This is a genomic window from Bradyrhizobium genomosp. I (2014), assembly GCF_000261685.1.
Taxonomy (GTDB): Bacteria; Pseudomonadota; Alphaproteobacteria; order Rhizobiales; family Xanthobacteraceae; genus Bradyrhizobium.
Map to the genome: position 1 here is coordinate 1 of NZ_AJQE01000086.1, position 23,197 is coordinate 23,197.

A 23,197-nucleotide genomic window follows, 5' to 3' on the forward strand; every position below is an offset into this window, starting at 1 on the left:
TGCTTGCCGTCCTGCTCGGCCTGTTCCTCGCCACTTTTGCCGGCTTCGCCATCTTCAACAGGGACCCGCTCGGCGGCGAGCCGATGACCCGGATCGCGATCCGCGCGCCCAACGCGACGGACAAGGCGACTGATGGGAAGCCGGCCGCGGGGCACGGGCAGGACAGCAAGCAGGCAAGCGAGGAGGCGCCGAAGCAGACCGCCCCCGGCGAGCAGAGGACGATCACCATGATCGACGGCTCGACCGGCGCCCGCCACGACGTGGTGATCGGCGGGGGCGATGCTGCGGACAAGGGCGAGGCGGCGTCCGCCCCGCCGCCCGTCATGGCCGGGATCAATCCGAAGCTGCTGGAGAAATCGCGCTACGGCATGATTCCGGTGTCCGCCGACGGGCTGAAGCCGTTCAACGTCTATGCGGCGGATGCCGACCGCGCCAAGGCCGCCAAAATGCCGGTGGTTGCGATCGTGATTGGCGGCCTCGGCGTCGGCGCCGCCAAGACCCTGGATGCCATCATGAAGCTGCCGCCGGCGGTGACGCTGGCCTTCACGCCCTATGGCGCCGACCCCGGCAAGCTCGCCGAGCGGGCCCGCGCCCAGCGCCACGAGATCTTCCTCCAGATCCCGATGGAGCCCTACGACTTCCCCGACAATGATCCGGGACCGCAGACGCTGCTGACCTCGCTCAGCGTCGACCAGAACATGGACCGCCTCCATTGGCACCTGAGCCGGATGCAGGGCTATGCCGGCCTCACCAATTTCATGGGCGCGCGCTTCATCGCGACCGAGCCGGCGATGCAGCCGATCATCCGCGAGGCGGCCAAGCGCGGCCTCGGCTTCTTCGACGACGGGTCCTCGCCGCGCAGCATCGCGCCCCAGGCCGCGGCGAGTCAGTCCATGCCGTTCGGCAAGGGCGACATCGCCATCGACGTGGTGCCGACGCCGACCGAAATCGACCGCGCCCTGAACAAGCTCGAATCGACGGCGCGCGAGCGCGGCATCGCTGTCGGCACGGCCTCCGCCCTGCCCGTCTCGATCGAGCGCATCGGCGCCTGGACCAAGACTTTGAGCGACCGAGGTATCCTTCTGGTGCCATTGACAACCGCGATGCTGAAATCAAAATCCAGCTAAATCAACGAATTGGTACGGCACGGCTCCCGCGGGGCCGCATCAAGCCGGACCTGAGGCATGCGAAAGGTCTGGCGGAATGGCGCGTTACGAGGATCTGCCCTACCGGACCTGTGTCGGTGTGATGCTGATCAATCCAAAGGGACTGGTGTTCGTCGGCCGCCGTGCCGGCGGCATCGAGCATGTCGATGACGCCCATGTCTGGCAGATGCCGCAGGGCGGCGTCGATCCCGGCGAGGACACCTGGGAGGCCGCCAAGCGCGAGCTCTACGAGGAGACCAGCGTGCGCTCGGTCGAGCGGCTGGGCGAGGTCCCGGACTGGCTCACTTACGACATTCCACGCACGGTTGCCGGGCGGGCCTGGAAGGGCCGCTACCGCGGCCAGCGCCAGAAATGGTACGCGGTGCGCTTCACCGGCAGGGACAGCGAGATCAACGTCGAAAAGCCCGGCGGTGGCGGCCACAAGGCGGAATTCGTCAGCTGGCGCTGGGAGTCGATGAAGAATCTCCCCGAATTGATCATCCCGTTCAAGCGCCCGGTCTATGAGCGCGTGGTGAAGGAATTTTCCGCGCTGGCGGAGGAATGATCCACTGTCGCTCCGGGGCGATACGAAGTATCGAACCCCCAGTGCGCAATTGCGCACCTGAGAGCCTCGAGATTCCGGGTTCGATGCCTCGCATCGCCCCGGAATGATGACAAGGGATCCATGAGTGACCAGTGAAAAGCCCTACCGCCCCAACGTGGGGATCGCGCTGTTCAACACCGACGGCCAAGTCCTGATCGGCCATCGCTTCAAGGGTGACGGCCCCGAGATCATCCTGCCGGGGCTCGACTGGCAGATGCCGCAGGGCGGCGTCGACGAGGGCGAAAACTTGCGCGATGCGGCGATGCGCGAGCTCTGGGAGGAGACCAGCGTGGTCAGCGCCGACTATCTCGGCGAGACCGACTGGTTCACCTACGAGTTTCCGCCCTACGACGGACCGCAGACGCATCGCCTCGCGAAATTCCGTGGCCAGCGTCAAAAGTGGTTCGCACTGCGCTTCACCGGCAAGGATGTCGAGATCGACCCGCTGACGCCGCGCAACGGCCAGCCCGCCGAGTTCGACGCTTGGCGCTGGGAGCGCCTCGACCGCGTCGCCGACATCGTGGTGCCGTTTCGCCGCGAGGTCTATCGCGCGGTGGCACAGCAGTTTGCGTCCTTCGCAAACTAAAAACTACGAAAACAACCCCATGCACAGTAGCGAAGTGTTTGACACATCGAGATAAAATGGACGGCAAGGTGTGGGTATCGCAGCTCCATCGCCGTGCAGCAAAGTTTCAGCGCCCGCCACGGTGGTGACGAGCGCTGAACCTGTTCAGGAATTCCTTTGCGGGAAGGTCTTATTCGAGCCCCGGAGCGGTGCTCCGGGGCTTAGTGCATAGCCGTGGTGTTGAGCTGTTGCTGGATGCTCTTGAAATGGTCGAGCCGCTCGATGGCGTGATCGAGCTCGCCGCCTTCATGCTCCTTCAGCCCCTCTTCCATCTCCGCGATGGTCTCGGCGAACTGGGCGCGGTCGAGCTCGGCCAGCGACGTCGCGACGTCGGCGAGCACGGTCAGGCCCCTGTCGGAGACTTCGGCGAGGCCGCCCAGCACGATGACCTTCTCGTGCCTGCCGCCGCTGGTGATGGTGAGGATACCGGGCCGGATCGCGGCCACGACCGGCGCATGTCCCGCCAGCACGCCGAAATCACCCTCGACGCCGGGGATGTCGACCTGGTCGACCTCACCCGAGAAGGCGAGCTTTTCCGGAGAGACGAGATCGAAGTGAAAGGTGGCCATGGTGTTTCCACTTGCTTTGCTGGTCACCCGCGGGCTTGACCCGCGGGTCCATCCATCAAGAACGCATGCTTTCTGATGGATCGCCGGGTCAAGCCCGGCGATGACGAGATAAGAACCTTACGCTGCTTCGGCAGCCAGCTTCTTGCCCTTCTCGACGGCTTCTTCGATGGTGCCGACCATGTAGAAGGCGGCTTCCGGCAGGTGATCGTACTTGCCTTCGACCAGGCCCTTGAAGCCCTTGATGGTGTCGGCGAGGTCGACGAACTTGCCCGGCGAGCCCGTGAAGATTTCGGCGACGTGGAACGGCTGCGACATGAAGCGCTCGACCTTGCGGGCGCGGGCCACGGTCAGCTTGTCCTCTTCCGAAAGCTCGTCCATGCCGAGAATGGCGATGATGTCCTGGAGCGCCTTGTAGCGCTGCAGCACCTGCTGGACCTGACGGGCGACCGCGTAGTGCTCCTCGCCGACGACCAGCGGGGAAAGCATGCGCGAGGTCGAGTCGAGCGGGTCCACCGCCGGGTAGATGCCCTTTTCGGCGATCGAGCGCGACAGCGTCGTGGTCGCGTCAAGATGCGCGAACGAGGTCGCGGGTGCCGGGTCGGTCAGGTCGTCGGCCGGAACGTAGATGGCCTGCACCGAGGTGATCGAGCCCTTCTGCGTGGTGGTGATGCGCTCCTGCAGCGCGCCCATGTCGGTGGCGAGCGTCGGCTGATAACCCACGGCGCTCGGAATACGACCGAGCAGCGCCGACACTTCCGAGCCGGCCTGGGTGAAGCGGAAGATGTTGTCGACGAAGAACAGCACGTCCTGGCCCTTGTCGCGGAAGTCTTCCGCGATGGTGAGACCCGTGAGCGCGACGCGGGCGCGGGCGCCGGGGGGCTCGTTCATCTGGCCGAACACCAGCGCGCATTTCGACTTCACGCTCGGATCCGGATTCTTCGGATCGGCGTTGACCTTGGACTCGATAAACTCGTGATAGAGGTCGTTGCCCTCGCGGGTGCGCTCGCCGACACCGGCGAACACGGAGTAACCGCCGTGCGCCTTGGCGACGTTGTTGATCAGCTCCTGAATCAGCACGGTCTTGCCGACGCCGGCGCCGCCGAACAGGCCGATCTTGCCGCCCTTGGCGTAGGGAGCGAGAAGGTCGACGACCTTGATGCCGGTGACGAGAATTTCAGCTTCGGTGGACTGGTCGGTGTAGGTCGGCGCTTCCTGGTGGATGGCGCGCAGGCCTTCGGTCTTGACCGGACCGGCTTCGTCGATCGGCTCGCCGATGACGTTGATAATGCGGCCGAGCGTGCCTTCGCCGACGGGAACGCGGATCGGAGCGCCGGTGTCGGTCACTTCCTGGCCGCGGACCAGACCCTCGGTGGTGTCCATCGCGATCGTGCGGACGGTGGACTCGCCGAGATGCTGGGCGACTTCGAGCACCAGGCGGTTGCCGCCGTTCTTGGTCTCCAGCGAATTGAGAATGGCCGGGAGGTGGCCTTCGAACTGCACGTCGACGACGGCGCCGATGACCTGGGTGACGCGACCGACCTGGGCTGCCATTGAATGTCTCCTTCGATCCGAACTTCTAAACCGCGGTCAGCGACCGGGATGTTGCGTGTAATGGGTACTGAAGCGCCTTGATTAGACGGCCTCGGCACCCGAGATGATTTCGATCAGTTCCTTGGTGATCTGCGCCTGACGCGTGCGGTTGTAGACCAGCGTCTGCTTGCGGATCATCTCACCGGCGTTGCGCGTCGCGTTGTCCATCGCGCTCATCTGCGCGCCGTAGAACGAGGCGTTGTTCTCGAGCAGCGCCCGGAAGATCTGGACCGCGAGGTTGCGCGGCAGAAGACGGGTGAGGATCTCGTCCTCTTCCGGCTCGTATTCGTAGGACGTCGTGCTCGCGGCAGCGCCCTCCTCGACCACCAGCGGGATGATCTGCTGGGCGGTCGGGATCTGCGCGATCACCGAGCGGAAACGCGAATAGAACAGCGTGCAGACGTCGAACTCGCCGTTGTCGAAGCGCGCCAGGATTTTCTTGGCGATGTCCTCGGCATTGACGAAGCCGAGCTGGCGGACGCTGCGCAGGTCGAGATGCTCGACGATCTGCTTGTCGAACTGGCGGCGGAGCTGCTCGTAGCCTTTGCGGCCGACGCAGAAGAACTTCACGTCCTTGCCCTGCGCCATCAGCGCCAAAGCGCGCTCGCGCGCCAGGCGCACGATCGAGGAGTTGAAGGCGCCGGACAGGCCGCGCTCGCCGGTGCAGACCAGCAGCAGGTGGACCTGGTCCCTGCCGGTGCCGGCCAGCAGAACCGGCGCGCCGGGCGAGCCCGCGGCGGCGCTGGCGATGTTGGAGATCACCGCGCTCATCTTGTCGGCATAGGGGCGCGCGGCCTCCGCGGCGGTCTGCGCACGGCGCAGCTTGGAGGCGGCGACCATCTGCATGGCCTTCGTGATCTTCTGCGTCGCCTTGGTGGAGGCGATGCGGACGCGCATGTCTTTAAGTGACGCCATTCTTCGTTCACCCCGGCGGTTCGACGGAAGCGTCGGACCGCTAGCCTATCCCAGTCGTCATGCCCGGGCCTGTCCCGGGCATCCACGTTCTTTCTCGCAAGCCGAAACGCGTGGATGGCCGGGACAAGCCCGGCCATGACGGCGTTTACGCGAAGCTCTTCGCGAAACCTTCGACCACCGACTTCAGCTTGGCAGCGGTGTCGTCGGAGAGATCGCGGCTGTCGCGGATCGCATTGAGGATGTCGACGTGCTTGCCGCGCAGCAGCGAGAGCAGGCCGTCCTCGAACGCCTTCACCTTGTTGAGCGGGAGCGGATCGAGATAGCCGTTGGTGCCGGCCCAGATCACGCAGACCTGCTCTTCCATCTTCAGCGGCGAGAACTGCGGCTGCTTCAAGAGCTCGGTCAGGCGCGAGCCGCGGTTGAGCAGGCGCTGGGTCGAGGCGTCGAGATCGGAGCCGAATTGCGCGAATGCCGCCATTTCGCGGTACTGCGCGAGCTCGCCCTTGATCTTGCCGGCGACCTTCTTGGTGGCCTTGGTCTGCGCCGAGGAGCCGACGCGCGACACCGACAGGCCGACGTTCACCGCGGGACGGATGCCCTGGAAGAACAGGTCGGTTTCCAGGAAGATCTGGCCGTCGGTGATCGAGATGACGTTGGTCGGGATGTAGGCCGACACGTCGTTGGCCTGGGTTTCGATGACCGGCAGCGCCGTCAGCGAGCCCGAACCCTGGTCCTTGTTCAGCTTCGCCGCACGCTCGAGCAGGCGGGAGTGCAGATAGAACACGTCGCCCGGATAGGCTTCGCGGCCCGGCGGGCGGCGCAGCAGCAGCGACATCTGGCGGTAGGCGACGGCCTGCTTGGACAGATCGTCATAGATGATGACCGCGTGCATGCCGTTGTCGCGGAAGTACTCGCCCATGGTGCAGCCGGTGAACGGCGCGATGTACTGCATCGGCGCCGGATCCGAGGCGGTGGCGGCGACGACGATCGAATATTCGAGCGCGCCCTGCTCTTCCAGCACCTTCACGAACTGGGCGACGGTCGAACGCTTCTGGCCGACCGCGACATAGACGCAGTACAGCTTGATGTTCTCGTCCGGCTGCGCGTTGAGCGGCTTCTGGTTCAGGATGGTGTCGAGCGCGATCGCGGTCTTGCCGGTCTGACGGTCGCCGATGATCAGCTCGCGCTGGCCGCGGCCGATCGGAATCAGGGCGTCGATCGCCTTGAGGCCGGTCGCCATCGGCTCGCTCACCGACTTGCGCGGAATGATGCCGGGCGCCTTGACGTCGACGCGCATGCGCTTGTCGGCCTGGATCGGGCCCTTGCCGTCGATCGGATTGCCGAGCGCGTCGACGACGCGGCCGAGCAGGCCCTTGCCGACCGGCGCGTCCACGATGGCGCGGGTGCGCTTGACGGTCTGGCCTTCCTTGATCTCGCGGTCGGCACCGAAAATGACGACGCCGACGTTGTCGGTTTCGAGGTTCAGCGCCATGCCGCGGGTGCCGTTCTCGAACTCGACCATTTCACCGGCCTGGACGTTGTCCAGACCGTAGACGCGGGCGATACCGTCGCCGACGGACAGCACCTGTCCGACTTCGGAGACTTCAGCTTCCTGGCCGAAATTCTTGATCTGGTCCTTGAGGATCGCGGAAATTTCCGCGGCGCGGATGTCCATCAGCCTGCCTCTTTCATCGCGTGCTTGATCGAATTGAGTTTGGTGCGAAGCGAACCATCGACCATGCGGCTGCCCAGCTTGACGACGAGGCCACCGATGATCGAGGGATCGACTTTCACGTTCAGCGCGACGTCCTTGCCGGTCACCGACTTCAGGGCGACCTTGAGGGCGTCGAGATTCTTGTCCGAGAGCGTTTCCGCCACGGTGACGTCGGCCGTCGTCTCGCCCTTGAACCTGGCGACGAGGGCGCGGTAGGCGCGGATGACGTCGGCCACCGCGAACAGGCGGCGGTTGGCGGTCAGCACTCTGAGGAAGTTGGCGGAGATGCCGGCAATGCCGGCCTTTGCCAGCACGGCCGCAAGGGCCTTTGACTGGGCGTCGGCCGCGAACACCGGGCTGCGGACGAGGCGCTTGAGATCAGCGCTCTCGTTCAGCAAGGCATCGAATTTGTCGAGATCGGCTTTGACCTCGTCGACCACTTTCTGGTCGCGGGCCAGTTCAAACAAGGCCGTTGCATAACGGCCGGACACACCTGAAACGGACGTATCTTCTGCAGCCACAGACGCGCTCTTTTTGCTGTCAAACTCGCAAGGGAAAAACCGTCGCCACGAAGCGGCGCCTAGCGATCCAAGCCCTTGGAATTCAAGCGGGACTTCGATTTTCGACCAGCACGGGAGGTGCTGGGCTCGTTAAAATCGCGGCTTTGCTAACATAGCAGGCGCGCAGGTGCAACATGACGCCAAATTAAAGGCACGCTGTTCTGTCGCCAGTTCGTCGCAGCGGGCGACGCCGCGAGGGTGGCGGCGGCGCGCTCAGACCGACACCCTCCCGCGACGCGAACATTGCCGGGAGCCGACCGGCGGTTGGTTCCTGCCGGCAACGCATAGCCGTCATGAACACGGATCGCTGAGGCGTGATTCCAACCTCTCCGGTTCCACTCGCCGAATACTTACCGAATTCTAAACAATCGAAGCGATGACTTCGCTTTACAGTATTTACAAGTAATAATTAGATTAATGAATCGTTAAATCCAAAGATTGCGGAACCCCTCCTGAATATCCCGCGCCGGTAACAAGATGTTTCATGGTGATACATAGCGGATTTACTGCCTAATTCATGCCTCATTGGGAATCGAAACGCCAAACCGCTCACAAACTGATGGGGGCTCCACTAGCCACATATGTGGCAATACTAGCTTAGGGACCACTAAATGCTGTCTTTGAAGACGCTGGGCTCCGTGACCCGGCCGCGTACGGCGATTGCCTTTGTTGCCGCAACTCTCCTGATCGGTGGAACTGCCACCGAGGCTTCCGCCAAATCCCGGCATCATCGGCATCATCATCACCGCCACCACGCCCAGACCGACACCAACGCGACCTCCGATTGGCGCAATGCCAATGCGTCGATGACGCCGACTTCGGGCACCGGCCGCAGCTTCTCCGGCATGGCCTCCTATTACGGCAACGAGTCCGGCAGCCGGACCGCGTCGGGCCAGCGCTTCAACCAGAACGCCATGACCGCGGCGCACCGCTCGCTGCCGTTCGGCACCAAGCTGCGCGTCACCCATCGCGGCCAGAGCGTCGTCGTCACCATCAACGACCGCGGCCCGTTCATTCGCGGCCGTGTCCTCGACCTCTCCACCGGCGCTGCCCGCGCCATCGGCCTCACCGGCGCCGGCGTCGGCCGCGTCACCGCGGAAGTCGTCTCCTGACGGGGCGCTTCAAGCGCCTGTCCTCACACGCGCAGTTTCCATCAGTTTGATGCGCGCGTGAGACAAGCCCGTGGTCTTGGGGGACCGCGGGCTTTTTTGTTGGCTAAGTCATTCCGGGGCGCGCGAAGCGCGAGCCCGGAATCTCGAGATTCCGGGTTCGACGCTGCGCATCGCCCCGGAATGACGGCGCAAATCCTACAAAAAGCTCTGCGGATCGACGTCGACTTCGAGCTTCAGATTGCCCGTCGGCTTCGGGCAGACCGCGAGCCAGTTGCGCAAGTAATCCGACAGATCGAAGCCGCGCGCCGATTTCACCAGGATGCGGAAGCGGTAGCGGCCCTTGATCACGGCGAGCGGCGCTTCGGCCGGGCCGAGCACCACGACGCGCTCGTCGCGCGGCGCGAGCGCAACGAGCTTGCGGCCAAAGCCTTCCGCGCTCGGGCGGTCGCCTGCCGAGATGATCAGGCTGGCGAGCCGGCCGAACGGAGGGTAGAGCGTCTTCTCGCGCAGATCGATCTCGCTGTCGTAGAAGGCCTCGCGATCGCAGGCGATCAGCGCCTTCATCACGGGATGATCGGGCTGGTGGGTCTGGAGATAGCCGACGCCGCGGCCCTGCTCGCGGCCGGCACGGCCGATCACCTGGTTGAGCAATTGCCAGGTGCGCTCCGCCGCGCGCGGATCGCCGTTCGACAGACCAAGATCCGCATCGACCACGCCGACCAGATTGAGCCGCGGAAAGTTGTGGCCTTTTGCCACGAGCTGCGTGCCGATGATGATGTCGACGCGGCCCTCGGCGATCTCGGCAAGCTCGCTTCGCATCGTCTCGATCGAGGTGATGAGATCGCTCGACAGCACCATGGTGCGGGCTTGCGGGAACAGCGCCGCCGCCTCCTCCTGCAGGCGCTCGACGCCGGGTCCGACCGCCACCAGCGACTCCTCCGCCGAACAGTTCGGACAGAGATGCGGGCGGGGCATCGAGAAGCCGCAATGGTGACAGACCAGACGCTGACGAAAACGGTGATCGACCAGCCAGGCATCGCAGATGGTGCAGGCGAAGCGATGGCCACAGGCACGGCACAGCGTCAGCGGCGCATAGCCGCGGCGGTTGAGGAACAGCAGCGCCTGCTCGCGCCGCTCGATTGCGATTCTGATCTCGCCAGCAAGCCGCGGCGAGATGAAGCGGCCGCGCGCGGGCGGCTCGCGGCGCAGATCGATCGCCTCGATATGCGGCATGTGCTGGCCACCGAAGCGCGAGGGCAGCGCGATGCGCTGGTAGCGGTTCTTGCGCGCATTGACCTCGGATTCGACCGACGGCGTCGCGGACGCCAGCACGATCGGAATCTTCGCGATATGCGCGCGCACCACCGCCATGTCCCGAGCATGATAGTGCACGCCGTCGTCCTGCTTGTACGCCTGGTCGTGCTCTTCGTCGACGACGATGAGGCCGAGATTGGCGTAGGGCAGAAACAGCGCCGAGCGCGCGCCGACCACGACGGGCGCTGAGCCTTCGGCGATCGCGGCCCAATTGCGCGCGCGGGTGCGCGGGGTGAGCTCGGAATGCCATTCGATCGGCCGCACGCCGAAGCGCTGCGCGAAGCGATCGAGGAACTGGCCCGTAAGCGCGATCTCCGGCATCAGGATCAGCGACTGCTTTCCGCGGCGGATCACCTCGGCCACGGCTTCGAAATAGACCTCGGTCTTGCCCGAGCCGGTGACGCCGTCGAGCAGCGCGACGTGGAAGGTGCCGTTGGCCGCGAGCGCGCGCATCGCATCCACGCCGGCACGCTGCAGCGGCGAAAAATCCGGCCGGCCGAATTCAGGATCGGGCGCGGGCAGCGGCGGAGGCGGCGGCATCGGCTCGACCGTGAGCGTGCCTTCGTCGACGAGGCCGTCGATCACGCCGGCGGAGACGCCCGCTTCCCTGGCCGCCTCGGACTTGCCGTGCAGCAGCCGGTCGGACAGCACCGCGATCACCCGCTGCCGCGCCGGCGTCAGGCGCTTCGGGGGATCGCCGACCAGGCGAACGCCGGCGCGCACCCGCTCGGGACCGAGAGTCTCGCCCATGCGCAGGCACATGCGCAGCACCATGCCGCGCGGGCTCAGCGTGTAATTGGCGACCCAGTCGACCACCGAGCGCAGCTCGGGCTTGAGTGGCGGGATGTCGAGCTTTTCGCTGACCTCCTTGAGGCGATTGTGCAGGCGCGGATCCGGATTGGCATTCTCGCCCCACACCACGGCCAGCACCTCGCGCGGGCCGAGCGGCACGCCGACGACATCGCCGGCCTTCAGCTCCATTCCGCGCGGCACCTTGTAGGAATAGGTCTGGTCGAGCGCGACCGGCACCAGCACGTCGACCATGGGGGTCGCGTTGGCGGGGGCGGTGTGGCTGCGCGGCGATTGGTCCATGAGCTGAGAATCGGAACCGGAGGGCCTCGAGGCTAGCGCCGCGCGGCGGTCTTAGCGAACGATAAACGGGTGTGATGCGATATACTGTGCGGAATCACCACGTCCAGAGCGAATGAGCAAAGCGGCCGTCCCACCCATCGAGCTCGCCAGCGCCGATCCCTCGATCGCGCAGGAGATGGCGCGCTGGCTGTCGCATCTCGGCGCCGAGCGGCGGCTGTCGCCGAAGACGCTGGAGGCCTATGGCCGCGACTTGCGGCAGTGCCTGGATTTCCTCAGCAATCATTGGGGCGAGCGCGTCACGCTGGCGCGCTTCGCGGCGCTGGAAGCCACCGACGTCCGCGCCTTCATGGCGATGCGCCGCGCCGACGACATTGCCGGACGCAGCCTGATGCGGGCGCTGGCGGGCCTGCGCTCGTTCGGACGCTTCCTCGAACGCGAAGGCAAGGGCAAGGTCGGCGCACTCTCCGCGATCCGCGCGCCAAAAGTTGCAAAGAGCCTGCCGAAGCCGCTGCCGATGGCATCGGCCAAACGTCTCGCCGACGCCGACGAGCGCGCCGGCGAGGAACGCGAGACCTGGATCCTGACGCGCGACGCTGCGGTGATGGCGCTGCTGTACGGCTCTGGGCTGCGCATCTCCGAAGCTCTGGGCCTGAAGCGCCGCGAGGTGCCGCGCCCCGGCGAAGGCGACGTGCTGATCGTCACGGGCAAAGGCAACAAGACCCGCATGGTGCCGGTGCTGCAGAACGTGCTGGAGCTCGTGCAGGAATACGTTTCGATGTGCCCGTATCCGCTGCCGGCGGAGGGCCCGATCTTCGTCGGCGCGCGCGGCGGCCCCTTGAGCCCGCGCATCATCCAGCTCGCGATGGAGCGGCTGCGCGGCGCGCTGGGTCTTCCCGACAGCGCCACGCCGCACGCGCTCCGCCATTCCTTCGCCACGCATCTGCTCTCGCGCGGCGGCGACTTGCGCGCCATCCAGGAATTGCTCGGCCATTCCTCGCTCTCGACCACGCAGGTCTATACCGGCATCGATTCCGAGCGATTGCTGGAAGTCTATGCCAGCGCGCATCCGCGGCGCTGACGCCTTCAGGCTGACACACTCTCGTCATGGCCCGCGTGCCTCTTGCGCGGCGCCCGCGGTTCGGTCAAATCCTTACGGAACCGAGACAGGAGAGACATTATGGGCGCACATGAAAGCATGGAGCATGCCGAGCACGCCGAACACGCGTCCGGCTCGAACAAGAAGATCGCGCTCCTGATCGCCGTGCTGGCGCTGTTCCTGGCGATCTCGGAGACGCTCGGCAAGGGCGCCCAGACCGAATCGATCAGCAAGAACGTCGAGGCCGCCAACCTCTGGGCGTTCTTCCAGGCCAAGAGCATCCGCCGCACCGTGGTGCTGACTGCGGCAGAACAAGGCAAGCTGACGCTGGGCGGTACGACCGACGATGCCATGAAGGCGGCGGTGCAGAAGCAGGTCGACGACTGGACCAGAACCGCGCAGCGCTACCGCTCCGAGCCGGAGACCGGCGAAGGCACCGAGCAGCTCGCCGAGAAGGCCAAGCACGCCGAGCACGCTCGCGACGAGGCGACCGCGAAATACCATCACTTCGAGCTGGCGTCGGCCGCCTTCCAGATCGGCATCGTGCTGGCCTCGGCCACCATCATCACCGGCATGCTCGCGCTGGCCTATGTGAGCGGCGTGCTGACGCTCGCCGGCCTCCTCATGACCGCGCTCGGCCTGTGGTGGCCGCATCTCCTCCATTTGCATTAGAGCATGATCCGGAAAAGTGCGCAGCGGTTTTCCGAAAAGATCATGCTTAAACAACAACCTAAAGCGCGATGACGATTCGTCCTAATCGCATCGCGCTTCAGGACCTGTAGCCCGGATGGGCGAAACGATATCCGGGAAGCCACGACGTGAAATCCCGGATATCGCTTCGCTCATCCGGGCTACGCGACCGTCATTGTGGCGAAGATCACCGCGCCTGGTGCACGCTCTTGCGGAAACGCTGGATCATGCGCAGCGCGCGGTAGGACCACCCTTCGCCGCTGCCGGCGATCAGCTCGCGGATGCGGCGCTTGATCGGTTCGACGAGCTCGGCGGCCTTGGCGCGCACCTTCAGCACCAGGTCGTAGATGCGCTCGAACCAGTGCATCTCCAGAAGCTTGGCGCGTGTCACGTCGAAAACGAAGGCGGTGACGCCGACGCCGACCAGCTTGGCGAACACGATCGTGAAGACCGCGCTGGTCCAGTATTCATGCGCGAGCAGCCAGAGGCCGACCAGCTTGAGCGGAAACAGCGGCACGATGGGGACCGCGAACACGATCAGCGTCATGGCCGGCGACAGCGCATCGACGCGCTCCGTCAGCCATTGCTTGAACCGCGCCAGCGGGATGGCTGCGACGACCTTCGCAACGATCGGCTCGAGGTGGTCCCACAGCCAGGCTTCGATCAGGAAGATGATCGCAAGCAGGACCCAGACCGGTTGAAGGAGGCGGCGCAGCATATGTTTCCCGCCCGATTCGGTGCTGGGCGCGTGCCTACATATGGATAGCCCGCTTGCCGACTGCAAGCGCGGCTTCCTTGACCGCCTCCGAGCGGGTCGGATGGGCGTGGCAGGTGCGCGCGAGATCTTCCGCACTGCCACCAAACTCCATGAGAACACACGCTTCATGGATCATTTCGCCGGCTTCGCGGCCGATAATGTGCACGCCGAGAACGCGATCTGTCTTCGCATCTGCGAGAATCTTTACAAAGCCGTCGGTGGTCTGGTTGACCTTGGAGCGGCCGTTGGCGGTGAACGGAAACTTTCCGACGGTATAAGCGGTGCCCGCCTGCTTCAGTTCCTCCTCGGTCTTGCCGACGGAGGACACTTCCGGCGTGGTATACACGACGCCGGGGATGACGTCGTAGTTCACGTGGCCGGCCTGGCCGGCGATGATCTCCGCGACTGCAACGCCTTCATCCTCGGCCTTGTGCGCGAGCATGGGCCCAGCGACGACATCGCCGATGGCATAGACGCCCTTCAGGCTGGTGGCGAAATGCGGATCGATCTGCACGCGGCCGCGCGCGTCGAGCGCGATGCCGGCTTCCTTCAGGCCAAGACCGTCGGTGTAGGGCACGCGGCCGATGCAGACCAGAACGACGTCGGCTTCCAGCGTCTCGGCAGCGCCGCCAGCGGCGGGCTCGATCGTCGCCTTCAGCGTCTTGCCGGAAGTGTCCACGCCCGTGACCTTGGCCCCGAGCTTGAACGCAAAGCCCTGCTTCTCCAGCATGCGCTGGAATTGCTTGGCGATCTCGCCATCCATGCCGGGCAGAATGCGGTCGAGGAATTCCACGACGACGACTTCGGCGCCGAGACGGTGCCAGACCGAGCCGAGCTCGAGGCCGATCACGCCGGCGCCGACGATGAGCAGCTTGCCGGGCACCTTGTCGAGCGACAGCGCGCCCGTGGACGACACGATGCGCTTCTCGTCGATCTCAATGCCCTTGAGACGCGCGATGTCGGAGCCGGTGGCGATCACGATGTTCCTGGTCTCGACCACCTGCGACTTGCCGTCGGCGGAGACTTCGACCTTGCCGGTCCCGAGGATCTTGCCGGTGCCCTTGAGCACGTCGACCTTGTTCTTCTTCATCAGGAACTCGACGCCCTTGACGTTGCCGTCGATGCCCTGCTGCTTGAAGTTCATCATCGCCGGCAGATCGAGCTTCGGCGACGAGACCGACACGCCCATCTTGGCGAAGGAGTGCGCGGCTTCCTCGAACATTTCGGAGGCGTGCAGCAGCGCCTTCGAGGGCATGCAGCCGACATTGAGGCAGGTGCCGCCGAGGGTGGCGTTCTTTTCGACCACGGCGACTTTCATGCCGAGCTGGCTAGCGCGCACCGCGCAGACATAACCGCCCGGTCCGGTGCCGATGACGACGAGATCGTAGGTAGCCATGAGAGAAAGTCCCGTAAGGTTTGGCGTGATGAGGATGTGTCAGCGTCCGCCGGTGCGTCAGCGTCCGCCGGACACATCGAGAATGGCTGAGGTGACGTAGGAGGCCTCGTCCGACAGCAGCCAGACGATGGCGTTGGCGATTTCATCGGCGGTGCCGACGCGCTTCATCGGCACCATGTGGGCCAGACGATGGGCGCGGTCGGGCTCGCCACCGGCAGCATGGATTTCGGTATCGATCAGGCCCGGACGGATCGCGGCGACGCGGATGCCTTCGTTCGCAACCTCATAACCGAGCCCGACGGTGAAGGAATCGACCGCGCCCTTGGAGGCGGCATAATCGACATAGGTATTGGGCGCGCCGAGACGGGCCGCGACCGAGGACAGGTTGACGATCACGCCACCCTTGCCGCCATGCTTGGTCGACATCCGCTTCACCGCCTCGCGCGCGCAGAGGATGGAGCCCGTGACGTTGACCGCCATCACGCGCTGGATGCGCTCGGCCGACATCTCGTCGACGCGGACGCCGCTTTGACCGACGATGCCGCCATTGTTGACGAGCGCGCCCAGCGCGCCGAACTTGTCGGCAGCCTTGAACAGCGCGAGGATGTCGCTTTCCTCGGCGACATCGCATTTCACCGCGATCGCCTTGCCGTTGCTGGCCTCGATCTGCGCGACGACCTCGTCGGCGGCCTTCTTGTTGCTGGCATAGCCGACCACGACGCGATAGCCGCGCGCGGCCGCCGCAATCGCGGTCGCCCGCCCGATGCCGCGGCTGCCGCCGGTGATGACAACGACTTTATCGGTCACATGCACCTCCATGGTTCGACATGCGCCGCCGCGTTGATCGCGACGGCGCTCGCAGAGCATCAGGGATCAGAGATCGAGCACGAGGCGCGCCGGGTCTTCGAGGCTCTCCTTGACGCGAACCAGGAAGGTGACGGCTTCCTTGCCGTCGATGACGCGGTGGTCGTAGGACAGCGCCAGATACATCATCGGGCGGACCTCGATCTTGCCGCCGACGACCATCGGCCGCTCTTGGATCTTGTGCATGCCCAAAATGCCGGACTGCGGCGCGTTCAGGATCGGGGTCGACATCAGCGAGCCGTAGATGCCGCCATTGGTGATGGTGAAGGTGCCGCCCTGCATCTCGTCGATCTTGAGCTGGCCGTCACGGGCGCGGCGGCCGAAATCGGCGATGCTCTTCTCGATGTCGGAGATCGACTTGTGGTCGCAGTCGCGCACCACGGGCACGACGAGGCCCTTGTCGGTGCCGACGGCGACGCCGATGTGATAGTAATTCTTGTAGATCAGGTCGCTGCCGTCGATCTCGGCGTTGACAGCCGGAATGTCCTTCAGCGCCTGCACGACGGCCTTGGTGAAGAAGCCCATGAAGCCGAGCTTGGCGCCATGCTTCTTCTCGAACGCATCCTTGTAATGCGCACGCAGCGCCATGACGTTGGTCATGTCGACCTCGTTGAAGGTCGTGAGCATGGCCGCGGTGTTCTGCACGTCCTTGAGGCGGCGCGCGATGGTCTGGCGCAGGCGGGTCATCTTGACGCGCTCTTCGCGGGCGGCGTCATCGGCCGGCGAGGGGCTGCGCACCTGCACCGCGGCGGCGGGCTGGTTGACCGGGGTCGGCGCGGAGGCGGCGCGCTCGATCGCAGCCAGCATGTCGCCCTTGGTGACACGGCCGTCCTTGCCGGAGCCCGGAACGGTCGAGGCGTCGATGCCGGTCTCGGCCGACAGCTTGCGCACGGACGGGGCGAGCGGCGCGTCGGCCGGCGGCGCCTTCGGCGCAGCGGCGGCGGCAGCCGGGGCGGCAGCGGCTGCGGCGGGAGCAGCGGCCGGCTTGGCGGGAGCGGCGGCGGGCTTGGCAGCACCGGCAGCGCCTTCCGTGATCTGGCCGAGCAGCGCACCGACGGCGACGGTCGCGCCATCGGCGGCGATGATCTCGCTCAGCGTGCCCGCGGAGGGGGCCGGGACTTCGATGGTGACCTTGTCGGTCTCGAGCTCCACCAGGGGCTCGTCGACGGCGACCGGGTCGCCGGCCTTCTTGAACCAGCGGCCGATGGTGGCCTCGGTGACGGATTCGCCGAGCGTCGGCACACGAATTTCAGTCATGGTCTTTTCCTTAAGGAGATCGCAGGTAGCGGTCATGAATTCTACAGGCGTCATGCCCCGCGAAGGCGGGGCATCCAGTACTCCGCGGCGTTCGTGGTCATCACGGCCGTCACGGCGTACTGGATCGCCCGCCTTCGCGGGCGATGACAGCGTCTAAAAAACTTCTCAGCTCAGTGCTTCGTCCAGGAACGCCTTCAGCTGCGCCTGATGCTTGGACATCAGACCCGTGGCGGTCGCGGCGGATGCGGCGCGGCCGACGTAACGCGGACGCCGGCTCACGCCGTTCACCTGGTTCAGCACCCATTCCAGATAGGGCTCGATGAAGTGCCAGGCGCCCATGTTGCGGGGCTCTTCCTGGCACCACACCATCTCGGCCTTCTTGAAGCGCGACAGCTCGGCCACCAGCGCCTTCAGCGGCACCGGATAGAGCTGCTCGACGCGCATCAAATAGATGTCGTCGATGCCGCGCTTCTCGCGCTCCTCGTAGAGGTCGTAATAGACCTTGCCGGAGCACAGCACGATGCGGCGGATCTTCTCGTCAGGAACGAGCTTGATCGCCTCGCTCGGCAGCATCTGGGCGTCATCGTACAGGATGCGGTGGAAGGTCGTGCCCTTCGCGAGCTCTTCGAGACGCGACACGGCCCGCTTGTGGCGCAGCAGCGACTTCGGCGTCATCATGATCAGCGGCTTGCGGATCTCGCGATGGAGCTGACGGCGCAGCACGTGGAAATAGTTCGCCGGCGTGGTCGGATAGACCACCTGCATGTTGTCTTCCGCGCACATCTGCAGGTAACGCTCCAGACGCGCCGAGGAGTGCTCCGGACCCTGGCCTTCATAACCGTGCGGCAGGAGGCAGACGAGACCGGACATGCGCAGCCATTTGCGCTCACCCGAGGAGATGAACTGATCGAACACGACCTGCGCGCCGTTGGCGAAGTCGCCGAACTGGGCTTCCCACAGCGTCAGCGTGTTCGGCTCGGCGAGCGAATAGCCGTATTCGAAGCCGAGCACGGCCTCTTCCGACAGCAGCGAGTTGATGACCTCGTAATGGCCCTGCTCGTGGCCGAGATGGTTGAACGGCGTGTAGCGGCTCTCGTCTTCCTGGTCGATCAGGACCGAGTGGCGCTGCGAGAAGGTGCCGCGCTCCGAATCCTGTCCGGACAGGCGGACGTGGTGGTTTTCCTGCAGCAGCGTGCAGAACGCCAGCGCCTCGCCGGTCGCCCAGTCGATGCCGACGCCGTTCTCGATCGCCTTGGCGCGGTTTTCCAGGAAGCGCTGGATGGTGCGATGGACGCGGAAGCCGTCCGGCACCTTGGTGATCTTGCGGCCGATGTCCTTCAGGACAGGCAGATCGACGCCGGTGACGCCGCGGCGGGCATCCTCTTCCTGGTCGGCGATCTTGAAGCCCGCCCATTTGCCGTCGAGCCAGTCGGCCTTGTTCGGCTTGTAGGAAGTGCCGGCCTCGAACTCGGCGTCGAGCCGGGCGCGCCAGTCGGCCTTGGCCTTATCGACCTCGCCCTCGGTGATCACGCCTTCGCCGATCAGGCGCCGCGAGTAGAGCTCCAGCGTCGAGGGATGGGCCGCGATCCGCTTGTACATCACCGGCTGGGTGAAGGCCGGCTCGTCGCCCTCGTTGTGGCCATGCCTGCGGTAGCAGAACATGTCGATGACGACGGGCTTGTGGAATTTCTGCCGGAACTCGGTCGCGACCTTGGCCGCGAACACCACGGCTTCGGGGTCGTCGCCGTTGACGTGGAAGATCGGCGCGTCGATCATCTTCGCCACATCGGACGGATAGGGCGAGGAGCGCGAGTAGCGCGGATAGGTCGTGAAGCCGATCTGGTTGTTGACGATGAAGTGCACGGAGCCGCCGGTGCGGTAGCCCTTCAGGTCCGACAGGCCGAAGCATTCCGCGACCACACCCTGGCCGGCGAACGCGGCGTCGCCATGCATCAGGAGCGGCATGACGGAGATGCGCATGTCCGGCGGATCGCCGTGCTGGTCCTGCTTCGCGCGCACCTTGCCGAGCACGACGGGATCGACGATCTCCAGATGCGAGGGGTTCGCGGTCAGCGACAGATGGATGCGGTTGCCGTCGAACTCGCGGTCTGAGGACGCGCCGAGGTGGTACTTGACGTCGCCGGAGCCTTCGACCGCGTCGGGGTTGGCCGAGCCGCCCTTGAATTCGTGGAACAGCGCGCGGTGTGCCTTGCCCATCACCTGGGTCAGCACGTTGAGGCGGCCGCGATGCGGCATGCCGAGCACGATCTCCTTCACGCCGAGATTGCCGCCGCGCTTGATGATCTGCTCCAGCGCGGGAATCAGCGATTCGCCGCCGTCGAGGCCGAAGCGCTTGGTGCCGGTGAACTTGGTGTCGCAGAATTTCTCGAAGCCCTCGGCTTCGACCAGCTTCATCAGGATGGCCCGGCGGCCCTCGCGGGTGAACGAGATCTCCTTATCGGGTCCCTCGATGCGCTCCTGGATCCAGGCCTTCTGCGCAGCGTTGCTGATATGCATGAACTCGACGCCGAGCGTCTGGCAGTAGGTGCGCTCACAGATCGCGGTGATCTCGCGCAAAGTGCCGTATTCGAGACCGAGCACGTGATCGAGGAAGATCTTGCGGTCGAAATCGGCTTCGCTGAAGCCGTAGGTGCGCGGGTCGAGCTCCTCGCGGTTGCGCGGGGCTTCGATGCCGAGCGGATCGAGCTTGGCGTGGAAGTGGCCGCGCATGCGGTAGGAGCGGATCAGCATCAGGGCGCGGACGGAGTCGCGCGTGGCCTGGAGGATGTCGGCGGAGGAGATATCGCCTCCCTTGTCGCCTCCCTTGGCCTGCGCCCTGGCGGCGATCTTGGCGCCGACCGCCTTCTCGACTTCCGCCCAGTTGCCGTCGAGGGCGGAGGTGAGGTCGTCCTGCGCGGTCAGCGGCCAGTTGGCGCGCTCCCAGGACGGACCCTCGGCGTTCTTCCGGACGTCAGCCGGCTGGTCGTTGAGGCTCTTGAAGAACTCCTGCCACTCGGCGTCGACCGAGGACGGGTCCTTCTCGTAGCGGGCGTAGATTTCGTCGATGTAGGTGGCGTTGGTGCCCTGCAAAAAGGATGACAAGGCAAAGGCTGCGTTCGCGTCCTGGCGAGACATACTGGAGTTCCTGGCGATTTCGGTTCGCGCATAACAAACGGCGCTGGCGCCAAGCTCCCCGGCAGAGGCTCAGCGCGACAGGCACCCTTTACCCTATTTGCTGCGAAACTTCGCCCGGAAAAGCACGAAGAAGTGAATTAGCCCTTCAACTTTTCGGCAAGCGTGTGGCCCAGGCGTGCGGGCGACGGAGACACGGTGATTCCAGCCGATTTCATCGCTTCGGTCTTGGAACCGGCGTCGCCCTTGCCGCCCGAGATGATCGCGCCGGCATGACCCATGCGGCGGCCGGGAGGGGCGGTGACACCGGCGATGAAACCGACCATCGGCTTCTTGCGGCCACGCTTGGCCTCGTCCTTGAGGAACTGGGCGGCGTCCTCCTCGGCAGAACCGCCGATCTCACCGATCATGATGATCGATTCGGTCTTGGGGTCGGCGAGCAGCATTTCCAGCACGTCGATGAACTCGGTGCCCTTGACCGGGTCGCCGCCGATGCCGACCGCGGTGGTCTGACCGAGGCCTTCCTGAGAGGTCTGGAACACAGCTTCGTAAGTGAGCGTGCCGGAGCGGGAGACGATGCCCACCGAGCCGGTCTTGAAGATGTTGGCCGGCATGATGCCGATCTTGCACTCGCCGGCGGTCATGACGCCGGGGCAATTCGGCCCGATCAGGCGCGACTTGGAGCCGGCCAGCGAGCGCTTCACGCGCACCATGTCGATGACAGGGATGCCTTCGGTGATGCAGACGATCAGCGGGATCTCGGCGTCGATCGCTTCGCAGATCGCATCCGCCGCGCCCGGCGGCGGCACGTAGATCACCGAGGCATCGGCGCCGGTCTTCTCACGCGCATCGCGCACGGTGTCGAACACCGGCAGGCCCAGATGCGTCGAGCCGCCTTTGCCCGGCGAGGTGCCGCCGACCATCTTGGTGCCATAGGCAATCGCGGCCTCGGAATGGAAGGTGCCGTTCTTGCCGGTGAAGCCCTGGCAGATGACCTTGGTGTTCTTGTCGATCAGGATGGACATGAGGTCTGCTTTCGCGAACTAACGAGTGAGAGGTCAGTGGATGCGGCGATAGACGCCGGTGAGCACGTCGGCCCAGCCTTCCGCGTCCGGCGAGAACTGGATCTTCAACGCGTAGGAATTGTCGTCGATGATCTCGTAGACGTGGCGCGCATTGCCGCGGAGCGAGCCGCGCACCAGCGTCAGGGTCTTGCCGACCCACCCGCCCGAGGCGGGCGAGGGCGGCGTGTAGCCGAGCGAGTCGTACCAGAACAATTTGTAGGTCCGGTCGTCGCGGTCGAAGGTGAAGATGCCGTGGGTGGCGAAGATCTGCTTGCCGTCGCGCATCTGGACGCTGTCCTGGATCAGGTAGAACCCATTGAGGTCCATGCGCGCGACCGTGCGCGAGGTAGCCGGCCCGCCTTCCGTCCAGCGCGACGGAAAGACCATCTCTTCACCATCCCATTCGCCGGCGAACGCGGCGAGACGCGCATGTTCTGCAAGTGGAGATGATGCGGCGAGATGGTCCTGGGCCATGGCGTTAGCCTCCCTTGACGGCCTTCACGATCTTCTGCGCGGCGTCGTCGAGATTGTCGGCGGGCACCACGTTCAGTCCGGATTCACGGATGATCTTCTTGCCGAGCTCGACATTGGTTCCCTCGAGGCGGACCACCAGGGGCACGCTGAGGCCGACCTCACGAACCGCCGCCGTGACGCCCTCGGCGATCACGTCGCACTTCATGATGCCGCCGAAGATGTTGACCAGGATGCCCTTCACGTTGGGATCCGCGGTGATGATCTTGAACGCGGCCGCGACCTTCTCCTTGCTGGCGCTGCCGCCGACGTCGAGGAAGTTGGCCGGAGCCATGCCGTAGAGCTTGATGATGTCCATCGTCGCCATGGCGAGACCGGCGCCGTTGACCATGCAGCCGATATTGCCATCGAGCGTGACGTAGTTGAGGTCGTACTTGGACGCCTCGATTTCCTTGGCGTCTTCCTCGGTCTCGTCGCGCAGCGCGAGCACTTCGGGATGACGGAACAGCGCGTTGTCGTCGAACGACACCTTGGCGTCGAGCACGCGGAGCTGGCCCTGCTTGGTCACGACCAGCGGGTTGATCTCCAGCATCGACATGTCCTTGGCGACGAAGGCCGCGTAGAGCTGCGCGGTGAGCTTTTCCGCCTGCTTGGCGAGGTCACCGGAGAGCTTGAGCGCGTTCGCGACGGTGCGGCCGTGGTGGCCCATGATGCCGGTGGCGGGATCGACCGAGAAGGTGACGATCTTCTCCGGCGTGTTGTGCGCGACGTCCTCGATGTTGACGCCGCCTTCGGTCGAGACGACGAAGGAGACGCGCGAGGTCTCGCGGTCGACCAGGATCGAGAGATAGAACTCCTTGTCGATGTCGGAGCCGTCCTCGATGTAGAGGCGGTTGACCTGCTTGCCGGCGGGGCCGGTCTGCACGGTCACCAGCGTGGCGCCCAGCATCTGCTTGGCGAACTCGGAGACCTCCGCGGCCGACTTGGCGATGCGGACGCCGCCCTTGTCGCCGGCGGAGGCTTCCTTGAATTTGCCCTTGCCGCGGCCGCCGGCGTGGATCTGGCTCTTCACCACCCAGACCGGGCCAGGCAGCGCCTTGGCGGCAGCTTCAGCGTCGGCGGCTTTGAGGACCGGGACGCCCTTGGAGATCGGCACGCCGAACTCGCCCAGCAGCGCTTTGGCCTGATATTCATGGATATTCATATGGTCGCTCCCTGAACCCGCGGGCG

At 65.2% G+C, this 23,197-nt stretch carries 20 protein-coding genes; 6 read left to right on the forward strand and 14 right to left on the reverse strand.

Annotation, left to right across the window (positions count from 1 at the left end):
* The 3 genes from IC50_RS08230 to IC50_RS08240 all read left to right on the forward strand — a co-directional run.
* The coding region (locus IC50_RS08230; protein WP_035702880.1) for a divergent polysaccharide deacetylase family protein at nt 1-1,127 on the forward strand (1,127 nt) is incomplete at its 5' end.
* Nucleotides 1,128-1,203: 76 nt separating this feature from the next.
* A complete protein-coding gene (locus IC50_RS08235; RefSeq protein ID WP_035702881.1) occupies nt 1,204-1,710 on the forward strand; it encodes an RNA pyrophosphohydrolase in 507 nt (168 codons plus the stop codon).
* A 124-nt stretch (nt 1,711-1,834) separates the two neighbouring features.
* Nucleotides 1,835-2,335, forward strand: coding sequence for an RNA pyrophosphohydrolase (locus IC50_RS08240; RefSeq protein ID WP_035702883.1), 501 nt, complete (start codon nt 1,835-1,837; stop codon nt 2,333-2,335).
* Nucleotides 2,336-2,535: 200 nt separating this feature from the next.
* Here IC50_RS08240 and IC50_RS08245 read toward each other — a convergent pair whose 3' ends face one another.
* From IC50_RS08245 to IC50_RS08265, 5 genes are all read right to left on the reverse strand, one after another.
* Nucleotides 2,536-2,943, reverse strand: a complete 408-nt coding sequence (locus IC50_RS08245; protein WP_035702885.1) for a F0F1 ATP synthase subunit epsilon — start codon at nt 2,941-2,943, stop codon at nt 2,536-2,538.
* 117 nt (nt 2,944-3,060) lie between these two features.
* Nucleotides 3,061-4,494 (reverse strand): F0F1 ATP synthase subunit beta, encoded by a 1,434-nt coding sequence (gene atpD / locus IC50_RS08250; RefSeq protein WP_025032831.1) that lies wholly within the window; start codon nt 4,492-4,494, stop codon nt 3,061-3,063.
* Between the two features lie 81 nt (nt 4,495-4,575).
* Complete coding sequence (locus IC50_RS08255) at nt 4,576-5,448, reverse strand: F0F1 ATP synthase subunit gamma (RefSeq protein ID WP_035702887.1); 873 nt, start codon at nt 5,446-5,448, stop codon at nt 4,576-4,578.
* Between the two features lie 145 nt (nt 5,449-5,593).
* Complete coding sequence (gene atpA, locus IC50_RS08260; RefSeq protein WP_035702888.1) at nt 5,594-7,123, reverse strand: F0F1 ATP synthase subunit alpha; 1,530 nt, start codon at nt 7,121-7,123, stop codon at nt 5,594-5,596.
* Nucleotides 7,123-7,683, reverse strand: coding sequence for a F0F1 ATP synthase subunit delta (locus IC50_RS08265; protein ID WP_035702889.1), 561 nt, complete (start codon nt 7,681-7,683; stop codon nt 7,123-7,125). Before IC50_RS08265 ends, atpA begins: the two co-directional genes overlap by 1 nt.
* A gap of 650 nt (nt 7,684-8,333) precedes the next feature.
* Here IC50_RS08265 and IC50_RS08270 point away from each other — a divergent pair.
* Nucleotides 8,334-8,834 carry a septal ring lytic transglycosylase RlpA family protein gene (locus tag IC50_RS08270; RefSeq protein WP_035702890.1) on the forward strand — a complete coding sequence of 167 codons (501 nt, stop codon included), beginning with the start codon at nt 8,334-8,336 and terminating at the stop codon, nt 8,832-8,834.
* A gap of 195 nt (nt 8,835-9,029) precedes the next feature.
* Here IC50_RS08270 and IC50_RS08275 read toward each other — a convergent pair whose 3' ends face one another.
* Nucleotides 9,030-11,240, reverse strand: a complete 2,211-nt coding sequence (locus tag IC50_RS08275) for a primosomal protein N' (RefSeq protein WP_035702891.1) — start codon at nt 11,238-11,240, stop codon at nt 9,030-9,032.
* Nucleotides 11,241-11,352: 112 nt separating this feature from the next.
* On the opposite strand from IC50_RS08275, the gene IC50_RS08280 reads away from it, so the two are divergent.
* Nucleotides 11,353-12,318 (forward strand): tyrosine recombinase XerC, encoded by a 966-nt coding sequence (locus IC50_RS08280; protein ID WP_035702892.1) that lies wholly within the window; start codon nt 11,353-11,355, stop codon nt 12,316-12,318.
* Between the two features lie 99 nt (nt 12,319-12,417).
* Nucleotides 12,418-13,008: a DUF4337 domain-containing protein gene (locus IC50_RS08285; RefSeq protein ID WP_035702894.1), complete on the forward strand. Its 591-nt coding sequence runs from the start codon at nt 12,418-12,420 to the stop codon at nt 13,006-13,008.
* Nucleotides 13,009-13,213: 205 nt separating this feature from the next.
* Here the strand turns inward: IC50_RS08285 and IC50_RS08290 are convergent, their stop codons facing one another.
* From IC50_RS08290 to sucC, 8 genes are all read right to left on the reverse strand, one after another.
* Nucleotides 13,214-13,744 (reverse strand): hypothetical protein, encoded by a 531-nt coding sequence (locus tag IC50_RS08290; protein ID WP_035702897.1) that lies wholly within the window; start codon nt 13,742-13,744, stop codon nt 13,214-13,216.
* 34 nt (nt 13,745-13,778) lie between these two features.
* Entirely contained in the window at nt 13,779-15,179 is a 1,401-nt protein-coding gene (gene lpdA / locus IC50_RS08295) for a dihydrolipoyl dehydrogenase (protein WP_035702898.1), read from the reverse strand.
* 57 nt (nt 15,180-15,236) lie between these two features.
* Complete coding sequence (locus IC50_RS08300) at nt 15,237-15,998, reverse strand: SDR family oxidoreductase (protein ID WP_085973637.1); 762 nt, start codon at nt 15,996-15,998, stop codon at nt 15,237-15,239.
* A 54-nt stretch (nt 15,999-16,052) separates the two neighbouring features.
* Nucleotides 16,053-17,300 carry a 2-oxoglutarate dehydrogenase complex dihydrolipoyllysine-residue succinyltransferase gene (gene odhB / locus IC50_RS08305; protein WP_035702917.1) on the reverse strand — a complete coding sequence of 416 codons (1,248 nt, stop codon included), beginning with the start codon at nt 17,298-17,300 and terminating at the stop codon, nt 16,053-16,055.
* A gap of 165 nt (nt 17,301-17,465) precedes the next feature.
* Nucleotides 17,466-20,435, reverse strand: a complete 2,970-nt coding sequence (locus IC50_RS08310; protein WP_035702900.1) for a 2-oxoglutarate dehydrogenase E1 component — start codon at nt 20,433-20,435, stop codon at nt 17,466-17,468.
* Between the two features lie 137 nt (nt 20,436-20,572).
* On the reverse strand, nt 20,573-21,457 hold the full coding sequence (sucD, locus tag IC50_RS08315) for a succinate--CoA ligase subunit alpha (protein WP_035702902.1): 885 nt from the start codon (nt 21,455-21,457) through the stop codon (nt 20,573-20,575).
* Nucleotides 21,458-21,490: 33 nt separating this feature from the next.
* A complete protein-coding gene (locus IC50_RS08320) occupies nt 21,491-21,970 on the reverse strand; it encodes a DUF1579 family protein (protein ID WP_035702904.1) in 480 nt (159 codons plus the stop codon).
* A 4-nt stretch (nt 21,971-21,974) separates the two neighbouring features.
* The gene (gene sucC, locus IC50_RS08325; protein WP_035702906.1) at nt 21,975-23,171 is read right to left on the reverse strand and encodes an ADP-forming succinate--CoA ligase subunit beta; all 1,197 of its coding nucleotides are present in this window, start codon (nt 23,169-23,171) and stop codon (nt 21,975-21,977) included.
* Nucleotides 23,172-23,197 lie beyond the last annotated feature (26 nt).